The 13,950-nt window shown below is 67.4% G+C and carries 10 protein-coding genes; 4 read left to right on the top strand and 6 right to left on the bottom strand.

The window, feature by feature from the left end; translation table 11 throughout:
* The first annotated feature begins 203 nt into the window (after window positions 1–203).
* On the top strand, window positions 204–980 hold the full coding sequence (locus tag K9U15_RS11570) for an ABC transporter ATP-binding protein (RefSeq protein ID WP_096228271.1): 777 nt from the start codon (window positions 204–206) through the stop codon (window positions 978–980).
* A gap of 151 nt (window positions 981–1,131) precedes the next feature.
* Window positions 1,132–2,061: a SufD family Fe-S cluster assembly protein gene (locus K9U15_RS11575; RefSeq protein ID WP_096228270.1), complete on the top strand. Its 930-nt coding sequence runs from the start codon at window positions 1,132–1,134 to the stop codon at window positions 2,059–2,061.
* 123 nt (window positions 2,062–2,184) lie between these two features.
* Here the strand turns inward: K9U15_RS11575 and K9U15_RS11580 are convergent, their stop codons facing one another.
* Window positions 2,185–3,147 carry an ABC transporter substrate-binding protein gene (locus tag K9U15_RS11580; protein ID WP_096228269.1) on the bottom strand — a complete coding sequence of 321 codons (963 nt, stop codon included), beginning with the start codon at window positions 3,145–3,147 and terminating at the stop codon, window positions 2,185–2,187.
* 639 nt (window positions 3,148–3,786) lie between these two features.
* Here K9U15_RS11580 and K9U15_RS11585 point away from each other — a divergent pair.
* Complete coding sequence (locus K9U15_RS11585) at window positions 3,787–4,521, top strand: ComF family protein (protein WP_123674182.1); 735 nt, start codon at window positions 3,787–3,789, stop codon at window positions 4,519–4,521.
* A 72-nt stretch (window positions 4,522–4,593) separates the two neighbouring features.
* On the opposite strand, the gene K9U15_RS11590 is transcribed toward K9U15_RS11585, so the two are convergent.
* A complete protein-coding gene (locus K9U15_RS11590) occupies window positions 4,594–5,916 on the bottom strand; it encodes a glycosyltransferase family 2 protein (protein ID WP_301156153.1) in 1,323 nt (440 codons plus the stop codon).
* A gap of 358 nt (window positions 5,917–6,274) precedes the next feature.
* On the opposite strand from K9U15_RS11590, the gene ahcY reads away from it, so the two are divergent.
* The gene (gene ahcY, locus K9U15_RS11595; RefSeq protein WP_301156154.1) at window positions 6,275–7,540 is read left to right on the top strand and encodes an adenosylhomocysteinase; all 1,266 of its coding nucleotides are present in this window, start codon (window positions 6,275–6,277) and stop codon (window positions 7,538–7,540) included.
* A 56-nt stretch (window positions 7,541–7,596) separates the two neighbouring features.
* On the opposite strand, the gene K9U15_RS11600 is transcribed toward ahcY, so the two are convergent.
* The 4 genes from K9U15_RS11600 to K9U15_RS11615 are packed head-to-tail and all read right to left on the bottom strand — an operon-like array spanning window position 7,597 to window position 13,693.
* A complete protein-coding gene (locus K9U15_RS11600; RefSeq protein ID WP_123649923.1) occupies window positions 7,597–7,932 on the bottom strand; it encodes an Hpt domain-containing protein in 336 nt (111 codons plus the stop codon).
* Window positions 7,929–9,632, bottom strand: coding sequence for a bifunctional diguanylate cyclase/phosphodiesterase (locus K9U15_RS11605; protein ID WP_301156155.1), 1,704 nt, complete (start codon window positions 9,630–9,632; stop codon window positions 7,929–7,931). The genes K9U15_RS11600 and K9U15_RS11605 overlap by 4 nt, the downstream gene beginning before the upstream one ends.
* Window positions 9,632–12,340, bottom strand: a complete 2,709-nt coding sequence (locus K9U15_RS11610) for a hybrid sensor histidine kinase/response regulator (RefSeq protein WP_301156157.1) — start codon at window positions 12,338–12,340, stop codon at window positions 9,632–9,634. The genes K9U15_RS11605 and K9U15_RS11610 overlap by 1 nt, the downstream gene beginning before the upstream one ends.
* Before the next feature lie 6 nt (window positions 12,341–12,346).
* Window positions 12,347–13,693, bottom strand: a complete 1,347-nt coding sequence (locus tag K9U15_RS11615) for an ABC transporter substrate-binding protein (RefSeq protein WP_096228262.1) — start codon at window positions 13,691–13,693, stop codon at window positions 12,347–12,349.
* Window positions 13,694–13,950 lie beyond the last annotated feature (257 nt).

Genomic DNA, 13,950 nt, shown 5'->3' on the forward strand with positions numbered 1-13,950 from the left:
CATTCATGCTTCCGTTCCAGACTTTAAAAGCTAGAATTAACGATTGGAACGAATCGGCGCATGAGCGGGTTCTTCGCTCTGCCGCCCAAGGGGGCGCGGCGCGCCGTCCGAGGGGGTTTCGGGCACCGCGCCTTGACGTCATGCACCATAAATGGTAGTAATGTAGTATCAATTAGTGGAGGAAGAGACGGAGAGCATCTGCCATGTTGGAACTGAAGAACCTCACGTTTGAAGTACCGCTGTCGGAGGGCGCGAAGGAGACGAAGCGCATCATCGACGACCTCACGCTCACTATCCCCGACGACCGCTTCACGGTCATCACCGGCCCGAACGGCGGCGGCAAGTCCACGCTCGCCAAGCTCATCATGGGCGTGGAGCAGCCCACGGGCGGCCAGATCCTGTTCGACGGCGAGGACATCACGCACCTGTCCATCTCCGAGCGCGCGAAGAAGGGCATCGGCTACGGCTTCCAGCAGCCCGCCCGCTTCAAGGGCATGAAGGTGAAGAAGCTCCTGGACATCGCCGCCGGCAAGAAGCTGCCCATGCTCTCGTGCAACGAGTACCTGGCGCGCGTGGGCCTGTGCTCGGCGAACTACCTCACCCGCGAGGTGGACAAGAACCTCTCCGGCGGCGAGGTGAAGCGCATCGAGATCGCCACCATCCTCGCGCGCGACCCGAAGCTGGCCATCTACGACGAGCCCGAGGCCGGCATCGACCTCTGGAGCTTCGACCGCCTGACCGAGACGTTCCGCGACATCCACGAGGCGCGCGACGGGCGCTCCATCGTGATCATCTCGCACCAGGAGCGCATCATCCAGCTGGCCGACGAGATCGTGCTGCTGAAAAACGGCCAGGTGGCCGAGACGGGAACGCCCGCCGAACTCATGCCGAAGCTGGGCTTCGTGGCAAAGGGCATCCCCGGCTGCTCGTTCACCGAGCCGCCCGAGCTGCACCTGACCGAGATCCCCACCACCTGCTAAAGAAGAGACAGGGTTTCCGTGGCGAGTCGTCAGAGCCGCGAAGCACCGAGGAGCCTGAAGCTAAGCGGCCTTAGGGCCGTGTGCGAAGGCGAGGAGGGGCTGAACGGCTAGGCGGCCGCCACGGGAAGCCGTCAGGAAGAAGGAGGCCATCATGGCTGTTGATTTGTCCCCCATCGACGAGAGCCTGCTCGCCGAGATCGCCAACATTCACGGCATGCCGAAAGGCGCGTTCAACATCCGCAAGGACGGGCAGCTCGTCGAGCGCCATTCGTCGGCGAACATCGAGATCGCCACGAAGACGGACAACCCCGGCATCGACATCCGCATCAAGGCCGGCACGAAGGGCGAGACGGTGTACATCCCCGTCATCGTGACGCAGGCGGGCTTGAAGGACGTCGTGTACAACACGTTCTACATCGAGGACGACTGCGACGTGACCATCATCGCCGGCTGCGGCATCCACAACGAGAGCCACCAGGCCTCCGAGCACGACGGCATCCACACCTTCTACTGCGGCAAGAACAGCCATGTGAAGTACGTGGAGAAGCACTACGGCGAGGGCGCGGGCACCGGCGAGCGCATCCTGAACCCCATGACCAACGTCATCATGGAGGAGAACGCGAGCTGCGAGATGGAGCTCACGCAGCTGCGCGGCGTGTCGTCCACCGTGCGCGACACGAACGCCGAGCTGGGCGCGGGCGCGAAGCTCGTGCTCACCGAGAAGCTGCTCACGCACGACGACCAGGTTGCCACCTCGAACATGAAGGTGGAGCTCAAGGGCGACGACTCCAGCGTGCAGGTGATCTCGCGCTCGGTGGCGCAGGACAACTCCAAGCAGGTGTTCAACCCGCTCGTGATCGGCGAGGCGGCCTGCCGCGGCCACGTGCAGTGCGACGCCATCATCATGGGCAAGGCGAAGGTCACGGCCATCCCCGGCATCGAGGCCGCAAGCGAGGACGCGCTGCTGGTGCACGAGGCCGCCATCGGCAAGATCGCCGGCGACCAGATCATCAAGCTCATGACGCTCGGGCTCACCGAGGAGGAGGCCGAGCAGGAGATCCTGGAGGACTTCCTGAACTAGCCTCCCCGTCGCGCACACGGCGCGCGAAGCGCTTTCCCGAACGATTGGATAGTCTACCGAATGAAAAAGCCCGCATAAGCGGGCTTTTTCATTCGGTTTGGGAAACGGGTTCCTCGACAAGGCTTACGCCGTGGGCCGCACGGCGTTCCTGCCGGCGTTGCTCTCGACGTTGCCCTCCTCGTCATCTTCGGCAGCAGGCGCATTCTCGCCGCCGTCCGATTCGTCACCGCTTGTCTTGGACTCGTCCGTCTTCGCCGAGGAGGCGCCCGTCGTGAGCGGGAGCGACGAGGCGTCGATGTCCGTGCCCAGCCACTTCTTCTCGATGACCGACACGATGCCGCCGTCGGTGAGCGCAGCGAGCGCATCCTTGACGGCCGCCTGCAGCTCGGTGTTCGCCTCGAGCATGCCGACACAGTAACCGCCGGGCTGCTGCATGAGCGCCACGATCTGCGCGTCGTAGCCGCCGCTGTGGGCCGCGTACATGCCGATGACGGCATCGGCCGCCACGTACTGGGCGGAGCCGTCGGCAAGGGCGGCGAACGCGCTCTTCAAGTCGTTCTCGGACACAAGCGCGTCCTGGCCGAACTCGTTGGTGACCTGCCACGAGCTGGTGGAGGACACCTGGGCCGCGATCTTGGGGGACGACGCCTTGGTGGGCACCGTCGCATTCGCCGAGGTGGAGAACAGCGCCACGCCCTTCGGCAGGTACGCCGGCGACCTCCAGAACGGCACCTCGATCTCGGAGCCGATGCCCATGGCCACGTCGACCTTGCCCTCCTTGAGCGCGGCCTCGGGATCGGTCCCCACGTCCACTATCTCCAGCTTCAAGCCCAGCTGGTCGGCCAGCGCCGCGGCCACGTCGACGTCGATGCCGACGATCTTCGACGAGGACGAAGGCGAGCCGGCCAACGGCGGCGACCCCGCGTTCACGCCAACCCGCAACGTGCCGCTCTTGCCGATGGCAGGCGACGACACCGTCGCGCTCTTCTCGGGAGGGGTGTAGCTCTGCTGCGACGAGCATCCTGCCAGCACCATCGCCAGGCAGGCGGCTGCCGCGCAGCATACGAGCGCCTTCATACGCTTCATTTCCGGTGTGCCTCCATCCGCTGTTTCTCTCTCAAAGCGCCCCTTTCGACTGACCTAGTCTTTGCCCCCACACTCGCGCACCGGGGCCCAGCTCCCACCGGTTACCCTCTCGCCCGTCGCGGCCGTATGCCGCGTCATAAGTAAACGGGCGGTGCGACTTACCTCTAGGATGCGCCATGATCGCCTCCCCGACCAGGTCGGTTCGACTTACGTGGATCCTTTCGACCGCATCTGCCATGGACTAGGGATAGACGTCCCGCAACTACAGACTCGAAAGAAGCACCGTTCAGTTTAGCAGATAGGGAAAACGCCCGGAAGCGCGGCGCGCAGAATCGCACGACAAGAATCACCGGAAGCATCCGAAAGGGCCCGCCCCTGCCGCGGAAGGTTCGCGAGAACGGGCAGGCCGGTGTTGGAGTCGCGCAGGGGGACCCTGTGAGCAGGATCGGCGCCGGACGTGCCCGCCTGCGCGAGATCCGCACGAACGACGGGCAAGGTCCGCACGGCGGGTCGGCAAGGCGGGGACGGCGGAGGCGCAAGGCGGGGACGGTGCCCGCGCCAGGTTCGGGCAAGGTCCGGGCGGCTCGGCGACGGCGGGAATACGGTCGGCGGGCAAGGTTGCGGCGCTATGCTCGTAACATGCCCCTCGCAGTCGACAGAACGCGCCTCTACGTCCGCGGTGCCGCCGAGGCCCTGGCGGAGACGTTGTGGCCCACGCGCTGCGCCGTGTGCGACGAGCCCGGCGAGGTGCTGTGCGACGCCTGCCGAAGCGCCCTGCCCTATCTGGATTGGTGGCGTGCCTGCCCGGTGTGCGGGGCGCCGTTCGGGCGGGTGCAGTGCAGCGAGTGCAACCCCGTGGTGCTCGGGCGCGCCGGGCGCGACACGGTGCCCTACGACGGGTGCGCGAGCGCCGTCACGTTCGGCGAGGCGCCTGCGCGGATCGTGCGCACGTACAAGGACCAGGGAGAGCGCCGCCTGGCCGAGCCCCTGGCCCGGCTCATGGCGCGCGCCCGCCCTCCCTCCTGGCGGCCGGAGGCGGTGGCGTTCGTGCCGGCCACGTCCGCCGCCCGCCGCCGGCGCGGCTTCGACCACGCGGAGCTGCTGGCACGCGGCCTGGCACAGCGGCTGGACCTGCCCGTGGCGGCCCCCCTCGCCCGCCCGCGCACCCGCGACCAGCGCGCGCTCTCGCGCCGGGCGCGCCTCGAGAACACCGCCGGCCGCTTCGAGGCCCTGCCCGGCGCCACCGTGCCGGGGCGCCTGCTGCTCGTGGACGACGTCTGCACCACCGGCGCCACCCTGTTCGACGCCACCGATGCCCTGCGCCGCGCCGGGGCCGCCCACGTCTGGTGCCTCACGTTCGCCCGGGTGTGGTAAGCCGCCCCTGAACGCGAAAACGGCGGACCTTCCGATCCGCCGTTCCAATGTTACTATCAGTTTAGCCGCCTGCTACATGGTGCGCTCGCGCTTGGAGCTGGCAGCGTCGGAGAACTCGGCCACATCCACCGAGATGCTGTGCTGGATGGGCTTCCACTTGCACTTCTTCACCAGCGCCACCAGCGCGATGGGGATGTAGGTGAGCATGAAGAACGGGAAGGTGAACATGTAGAGCACCTTCTTGCCCGTGGCGGCGTGGATGGAATCCCACTCCACGAACGTGGTGAGCACGCCGAACATGAACATGAAAACCAGGTAGTTGAACAGGCAGAAGAAGATGGACGAGATGGACGAGGCGATCATGATGCCCGTGGACATCATGCCTGTGGCCGCCAGCGCGATGATGATGCCGTTGAACAGCACCGACACGATAGTGAGCAGCATGCCGGGCGCGATGGTCATGAGCATGTCGTAGCAGGCGAAGCGCGCGCCCTTGGGGTTGGCCACGACGCCCTTCGCAAGGCGGGCGCCATAATGCCAGAACACCTGGTAGAACCCCTTCGCCCAGCGGAAGCGCTGGTTCCACGAGTCGCGGAAGGTCGTGGGCTGCTCGTCGTAGAGGATGGCCGTGGGCGTGTAGCTGATGCGCACGCCCTCCAGGATGCTGTTCGTGGAGAACTCGATGTCCTCGGTGAGCAGGTGCCACTTCCAACCGCCGGCGCGCTCGATGATGTCGGCCGCCACGAAGAAGCCCGTGCCCGACACGACGCAGCTCGTGTTGAGCGTGAGGCGCGCCTGCGACAGGAACTTCGCCTCGCGCAGGAACCATACGGCGTAGCCGGCGGAGATCCAGTTGGAGTCGTAGTTCTTGGAGTTGCGGTAGCTGGTGGAGGCCTTGGCGCCGTGGTCGAACGTGGCGTTCATCTCGCGGAAGTAGTTCACGTCCAGCACGTTGTCGGCATCGAACACGAAGTAGGCCTCGTAGCCGCGGTCGGCGTACTGCTCGCGGATGACCTGGAAGCCGTAGTCGAGCGCGTAGCCCTTCCCCACCTCCTTGTCGTTGTGCCGGGGGAAGACGAAGGCGCCGGCCTCGCGGGCCACGTCGGCCGTGTCGTCAGTGCAGTTGTCGGCGATGACGAACACGTCGATGAGCTCCTGCGGATAGTTCTGCACCTTGATGGAGTGGATGAGGTCGCCGATGACGGCGCTCTCGTTGCGGGCCGAGATGACGGCGGCGAACCGGTGGTTCTTCTTCGCAACGAGCTTCTTGGGCTTGCGCGTGAGCACCACGAACACGTAGTAGAGCTGGTACGTATAGCAGATGCTGAAGGTGAGAAACACGCAGAAGTTGAAGATGTCGACGAACGAAATCTGCGAGAAGAATTGGTCTAGCACTCCGTTTGCTCCTTTTACGGGCCGTCACTGCCTTGCTGACGGCCGTCCTCTGCTCGCTCGCACGCAGGCCCAAGGGCTTCGGCGCCCCCTGCTGCTGCCTGGTGTGGTTGTGGTGCGTGTGCCGTCGTGCGAGTTCGCAAGCTCGGACGATTATAGCCACTTCGCAGCCGCCCGTCCCAACGGGGAGTCCGTTCGTTACCGATTCTTCCGTTTTTTGCGCGGTAAAAGCCAAGGATTCACAAACGTTGTGCATACGAACTCCACAAACGCCCCGGATCTCCCGCTCGTGAACGCGTGCGCGCTGGCGTACAATAGAGGGCGAACTGTGCCGTTTTCCATACCCAGGGAGGCTTTTTCCATGCCCGAGAACCACGACATCAAAGACATCGCGCTGGCCGACGAGGGCCTTGCCCGCATTATGTGGGCCGACCGCGACATGCCCGTGCTCGCCCGCATCCGCGAGCGTTTCGAGCGGGAGCGCCCCCTGGAGGGCGTGCGCATCGGCGCGTGCATGCACGTGACCACCGAGACGGCGAACCTCATGCGGGCGCTCGTCGCGTCCGGCGCGCAGGTGACGCTCTGCGCCAGCAACCCGCTGTCCACCCAGGACGACACGGCCGCCGCGCTCGTGCGCGACTTCGGCATAAGCGTGTTCGCCGTCGCCGGCGAGGACGCCGACACCTACAACCGCCATATCGAGGCCGTCATCGCCACCGACCCGCAGATCATCATGGACGACGGCGCCGACCTCGACACGGCGCTGCACACACGCTTCACTGACAAGCTGGTGCACGTGGTGGGCGGCACCGAGGAGACCACGACAGGCGTCGTGCGCCTCATGTCCATGGCCGCCGAGGGGACGCTCGCCTACCCCGTGTTCAACATCAACGACGCCAACACCAAGCACTGCTTCGACAACCACTACGGCACCGGCCAGTCCACGCTCGACGGCATCATCCGCGCCACGAACCGCCTCATGTGCGGGCGCACCATCGTCATCTCGGGCTACGGCTACTGCGGAAGCGGCCTGGCGCTGCGCGCGAAGGGCATGGGCATGCGCGTGATCGTGTGCGAGGTGGACCCGCTGAAGGCGCTCGAGGCGCACATGGAGGGCTACGAGGTGATGCCCGCGGCCGAGGCGGCGCGCTTCGCCGACGTGTGGGTGACCGTGACGGGCAACTGCAAGGTGGTGGACGCGCCCGCCTTCGAGAACATGAAGGACGGCGCCATCGTCTGCAACTCCGGGCACTTCGACTCCGAGATCAACCTTGTGTGGCTCGAGGAGCACGCGGTGAAGAAGGAGGAGATTAAGCCGCTCGTGGAGGAGTACACGCTGGCCGACGGCCGTACGGTCATCGTGCTGGCGCAGGGGCGCCTCGTGAACCTGTCGTGCGCCGAGGGCCATCCCGCATCCGTGATGGACATGAGCTTCGCGAACCAGGCGCTCGCCGCCGAGTACCTCTACCTCCACGCCGGCGAGCTGGAGAACAAGGTGTACGACGTGCCGGCCGCCATCGACGACGGCGTGGCCCGCGTGAAGCTGGAGACGCTCGGCATCGCCATCGACGAGCTCACCGAAGAGCAGATCAAGTACATGAGCAGCTGGAACTTCGAGACGCTGTAAGGCGCGCCGCGCTGTTCGCCGCGAAGGCCCCCGCTCGCGCGAGCGGGGGCCTTCGGCTACAGGGGAAGATCCTCGAAGGCGCGGTCGAGCGCTTGGAGGCGCGCCGCAGCGCCTTCGAGCGAACCGGCGCGCAAAAGCTCCACCCACTCCGACAGCACGGCGGACACGGGGACGAGGCCGAGGTTCGCGGCGACGCCCTTCAGCGTGTGGCCCGCCTCGAACGCGGCCCGTGCATCGCCCGCCGCCACGGCGGTCGCAAGCCCGGCGCGAGCCGGATCGTCGCGGAACAGGGCCAGGCATTCCAAGTAGAGCTCCTCGTCGTCCATGAAGCGCTCCAACGCCCCGTCGACATCGGCCCCGCACGCACGCAGCTCCCCGATGGACGCGGTCATGGGCGCCTCCCCTCCCCCGCCTCGTCGGCGCCGAGTCCCGCAGCCAGCTCGCTCGTGCCCACCCGCTCGCGGAACCGGTCGAACTCGGCCGCGGGCATCGGCCGAGCGTAGAGGTAGCCTTGGGCGTAGTCGCATGAGCAGCTGGCGAGAAGCTGCGCCTGCTCCTCGGTCTCGACGCCCTCGGCCACGACGGTGAGGTCGAGCTCGCGGGCGAGGCCGACGACGAACCTCACCACGGCGCGCTTGCGGTGCAGGGCGTCGTCCTGCATGAAGCGCATGTCCAGCTTCAGCACGTCGATGGGAAGCTCGGTGAGCATGTTGAGCGACGAGTAGCCCGTGCCGAAGTCGTCCATCTCCACGGTGAACCCGTTGCCCTTCAAGCGGCCGATGCTGCTGCTGATCTGCTCCGGGTCCTCGGTGTAGGCCGTCTCGGTTATCTCGAGGTGCAGCAGCCCGGGGTCCACGCCGTGCTCCCTCGCGATGCCGAGCAGCCTGCTGGGCAGGTCGGACGCGTACAGGTCGGCGCGCGAGACGTTCACCGATATGCTGCACGGCTCCTTCCCCTCCGCCTGCCATTGCTCGAGCTTCTTGCAAGCCTGGTCGAAGACGAAGTGGTCGAGCTCGGCGATGAAGCCGTTGCGCTCGAAAAGAGGGATGAACACGGCCGGGGACAGGAACCCCTCGGTGGGGTGATTCCACCGCACGAGCGCCTCGGCCCCCACCACCTTGCCGGTGCCGATCTCGCATTTCGGCTGCAGGTACATCTCGAACTGCCCGTCGGCGATGGCGTCCCCGAGGCTGGCCGTCATCCGCTGCTCGAAGATCATCTTGTCGCGCAGCGAGTCGTCGTAGTACGCCACGCGCGCGTCGAAGCGCCCCTTGACGGACTCGATGGCGATGCCCGCCCGGTCGCACATGGCGCTGGGCGGGATGCTGCGGTCGGCCACCTGGTACACGCCGTAGCGCATGACGATGCTCATGCGCGGGTCGAACGCCCCGATGCGCGTCGAGAGCCCCTCCAGAAGCCCTTCCAGCCCGTCCCTGCGGCGCACGAGCACGCCGAACTTGTCCGAGCCGAGCCGCCCGCACGCCTCCACGCCCTCGGTCTCGGCCAGCTCGGCCGCCACGTGCCGCAGCAGCGCATCCCCGACGGACACCCCGTGCAGGTCGTTGACCAGCTTGAAACGCTCGATGTCCGCGCAGACGACGTCGTACGCAATTTCCTGTTCGGACGCCAGCAGCTCCTCGCAGGCATGGTAGAAGAACTCCTTGCTGAAGGCGCCAGTGAGCCGGTCGCGCTCGACCAGGTTGATGAAGGCGGCGGATTCCCGGTTCTTGATGATGTTCGTCAGGCGATGCTTGATGATGAGGGGCTTGTAGGGCTTGGAGAGGAAGTCGCTCGCACCGCGCGAGAGGGCCTGGACCTCGGATTCGTCGCCCTCTTGCTGGGTGGTGACGATGACGGGGATGCGCGCGAGGTCCGGGTCGGCCTGCATGGCCTCGAGGACGGCGTAACCGTCCATGACGGGCATGACGATGTCCAAGAGCACGGCCGACACGCCGGCCGGGTCGTCCCGCAGCCGCTCGAGCGCCTCCCGCCCGTCGGCCGCCTCGGCGACGAGGTAGTCGTCGGCGAGGATGCGGGCCAAGAGCCGGCGGTTGACGGCGTTGTCGTCGACAACGAGAACGGTGCGTTTCATCAGTGCCTCCTCAAGGGCGAGTTCAGCGCAGCGGCGAGGCTCTTCGCCTCGAGCGGCTTGTCGACGTGGGCGTCCATGCCGGCATCGAGGGATGCCTGTCGGTCCTCGGCGAACGCGTTCGCCGTCATGGCCACGATGCGGACGGTGCGCGCGTCGGGGTGGCCCCCGGCGCGTATGGCGCGCGTCGCCGCGTAGCCGTCCATCACGGGCATCCGCACGTCCATGAGGACGGCATCGTACGTGCCCGGCTCGGAGCCCTCGAACAGCTCCACCGCCTGCCTGCCGTTCTCGGCGAAGTCGGACGCGGCGCCGGCGGCCGCGAGCATCTTCCCGACGATCTTCCGGTTCACGGGATGGTCGTCGGCCACGAGGAACCGCATCCCGGAGCAGCCGAGCACGGCAGCCGGGGCGTCGGCGCAGGGCTCCTCGCCGGAAGCGCCAGCCGGCCCTTTCGCCCCTTCGTCGGGCTCGCAGCGCTTGAACGACGCGATGACCGTGAACTCGGCGCCACGGCCCCTCTCGCTCTTGACGCCGATCGTGCCGCCCATGGCCTGCACGATGCTCTTCGTGATGGCAAGCCCCAGGCCCGTGCCCTCGATGGCGTTCACCGTCGAGTCGACCTCGCGCTCGAACGCCCCGAAGATGCCGTCCAGGTTCTCGGCGGCGATGCCGATGCCGTTGTCGGCCACGACGAACCTGAAGGAGGCGTACGCCGCGCCCTCCTGCGCGCCCGCACCCCTCACCTCGTCGACGGAGAAGGCGATGCGGCCGCCCTCGGGCGTGTACTTGCACGCGTTGTTCAGCAGGTTGATGAGCACCTGGCGCAGCCGCACGGGATCGCCAACGAGGCGGGGGTGCCGCACGTCCACGCTGACGTCGAGCGTCTGGCCGCGCTCGGCGCACAACGGCCTGACGATGGCCACCGTCTGGTCGGCGAGGGCGCGCAGGTCGAAGTCCTCCGGCACGAGCGAGAGCTTTCCGCTCTCGATCTTCGAGAAGTCCAGGATGTCGTTGATGAGGTCGAGCAGGTGGTGCGACGAATGCGACACCTCCGACAGGCACTCGCGCACCTTCGCGGGATCGTCGGCCTGCTGGGCGGCGAGGTCGGTCATGCAGACGATGGCGTTCATGGGCGTGCGGATGTCGTGGGACACGCTCGAGAGGAAGCGGCTCTTCGCGGAGTTCGCCTGCTCGGCGCTGCGCAGGGCCTCCTGCAGCGTGTCGCGCATCATCTGCAGCTCGGTCAGGCGCTGCTCGCGCTCCTGCCCCGCCCGCTCGATCTCCTGCTGGGCCAGCACCGCGGCCGTCACGTCCTTGCACATGATGCAGGCGCGCCGGGCGCCATCGGCCTCGGAAAAGTAGACGGAGCACTCGACCCACACGTCCCCCTCGCCCCCGCTCACATGGAAACGGAACTGCGGAACGGCGCTCGTCGAGGATTGGAAACGCGCGAACAGCCGCCCCGGTTCGAGGAGCTCCTCGAACCGGGGCACGTCGGCATCATCGAGGTAGGTGCGCGTTTCTTCGTACAGATCGCGGTAGGGCACGAACTTGCCAGCGAGCGGGAACGACTTCCACATGCCCTCGCCATACGGCTCCACGCGGCAGGTCTGATCATCAAGGTCGATGACCACCTGGCAGTCATACTCACGACGGGCGATCTCGGACAGCCGACGGTCCTGGTCGCGGATCGTGCGCTCTTGCTCGCTTTTCACGCGCTCGATGCGGCGGCGCTGCTTCTGCCGGCCGTAGAACGCCAGGGCCGCGAAAGCCACGGCCAGCCCCACCACGAGCACGACCTGCGTGACGCGCAGCAGCGCGGCGACCGAATCGCTCTCCCGGTTGAGCTCGTCGGCGGGAAGCAACGTCATGACGCGCCAGGAGGGGTTCGCGGCGCTCTTCGCCAGGCAGAGGTAGGACGTGCGCCCGTCGTACGAGACGCGGAAGATGTCGCTGCCGCTGGACGCCATGCTCGCGCGCAGCCCGTCGGCCAGCTCCTGCCCGCCGTCGGTTCTGCCGAGGGCCTCGTAGACCGTGGACAAGCCTCCGGGGAGCATGTCGGACAGCGGCCCGTTCACCACCCAGCTGCCGTCGTCGGCGGAGACGACGAATGCGCGGCCGCTTCCCTTCCAGAACGCGAACGTGTCCTCGGCGTAGTAGCGCTGGGGGATGAGCTCGGCGCAGACGGCCCCCGTCACCTGGCCGTCCCGCTCGATGGGGGCCTGGATGAGCGAGCGCATGAAGCCCGAGGAGTCGAAGTAGTCTCCCGACACGCCCGGCTCCCCTTCCAGCGCGGTCACGGGCGCGGGCAGGTCGGTGGCGAGCACGGGGTTCCCGGCGGCGTCGAAGCCGGTGCCGTCCGCGAAGAGGACGTACACCGCGGGGAAGTCCTGGGTGGCGGCGAACATGGGCAGCTCGGCCGCGATCTGCCCGGCGGACAGGCCCGCCGCCGCATCGGCGAACCGCGACAGCGCGGCGCGGTCGGCCGTCAGGCGGTCGTCGACGTTCTGGGCGACCGCCTTCGTGGAGCTGACCAGGTGGTCGTAGCCGATGTCGCGGACGGACGACGTGATGCGGTCGATGAGGAGGCCCGACCCGAAGGACGCTGCCATGAGGGCCGCCAGGAACACGGCGGCGGCGAGGACGTTCCTCGCAGCGGCGCGTCTGCGCAGCTTGCCCGGCAGGCCGGTGTTCCCGGAGTCGGCCATCGCAGGCTATTCCGCCGCCGACGGGGCCTGGGCGTCGTACTGCGCCACCTCGGCCCGCTGCATGTCGTCGTAGCGCAGCGCCACGTCGTGGGCCGAGGATCCCGCCAGGAGCTCGCGGCACAGGTCCCTGATGCTCGCCCACGTGTTGAAGTGCAGGCGGAAGTCCTGGTTGGGAATCTGGTTGCCGCTGCGCACGGTTTCCACCAAGGACGCGTAGGCCTCCCCCGCCGCGTTCGATTCGTCGTCGGCGAGGGGCGTGAGCTGGCCCTTGATGCCGGCGATGCGCTTCAGGTTGTCAGGCGCGCACAGCGCCTCGATGGCCTCCACGGCGTATTCGCGCTTCTCGCTGCTCGGGTTGATGGCCATGCGCCGGTCGGCCCCCACCACGGCCACGGAGCCCTCGTCGAGCACGGGCATGGCGGTGCCCGCCGTGGCGAACTCGGCGTCCGCAAGGCCGGGGCGGCCCACAAGGCCGCACACGAAGGCGCCCTCTTGCGCGAGGAACGGCTCCACATCGTTGTTCGGCGCCGTGGAGAGCGTCCGGTCGACGTCGAGGTAGCCCTTGTCGGCAAGCATCTCCACGAACGCGAAACCCTTCTCCATGTACGTGCTCACCGGCGTCGCGCCGCTGGACAGGTCGGCCAACAGCTGCTCGGCGTCGTCGCTGGCGTACAGGTCGGCAAAGCCCACCGCCATGGCCGGCGCCGTGAGCGCGAAATCGTTGTTGGCCACGTACGGCGTGATGCCGGCGGCCTTCAGAGTCTCGCAGACGTGCAGGAACTGCCCGAGGTCCTCCGGGACGGACAGGCCGTGCGCGTCGAGCATGTCCTTGTTCCAGATGAAGCCGAAGCCGGTGTAGGAGAGCGGGATGGAGAAGACCTTGCCGTCGTAGGTGCTCTGGGCAAGCGCATCAACCGACAGCGTGGAGGCCGCGTCGAGGCCGGAGAGGTCCATCAGGTAGCCGTGACGGTCGAAGTCGATGACGTCCTCGGCGGGCACGATGTAGGCGTCCACGCTGTTCTCGGCGAGGCGGGAGGCGAGGAAGCCCCGGTACGACTCCTGCGTCGTCCCCTTGGCGTAGTAGTCGGCATGGTCCTCCACCACGTGGATGGTCGACCCATCTAAGGACACGATATCGTCCGGCCACATGCCGGGCACGGCGGACAGCGCGAAGAACGACAGCGTGACCGTCTCCTGGTCGTCGTAGGACCTCACAAGGCCGTTGCCGTCGGAGGACTCCTGCGAAGCGCAGGCAAGCAAGCAGGCCGCCGCAGCGAGCGCGAGGGCGAGCGCGGCGGCGCAAAGCGCACGGCGCAGCAGCAGGGCGGAGCGCGCGGGAGCGGTGGTGCTCATGGCAGCCAGCCTTTCTCTTACTGCGGCGCGCGCAAGCCGGACGGCGCCGGACGGACGGCGCGGTTCCCGCCAGGTGGCATTCGGGGCCTCCCGGAAGCCGGTCCGGGCTTCCGCAGCGAAGCGCCTCGTTTCGTTACCCGTATGTTATCGCAGATGGGCGCAGCACGCCAGCCCTCGGCAAAGCGCGGGGGCACGGACCGGCCCCGAAGCGCCTTCCCGCAGGACGCGCAGCGCCGCCGGGAGAAAGACAGTATGAT

Source organism: Gordonibacter sp. RACS_AR68 (genome assembly GCF_030418485.1).
In the GTDB taxonomy this organism is placed as follows: domain Bacteria; phylum Actinomycetota; class Coriobacteriia; order Coriobacteriales; family Eggerthellaceae; genus Gordonibacter; species Gordonibacter urolithinfaciens.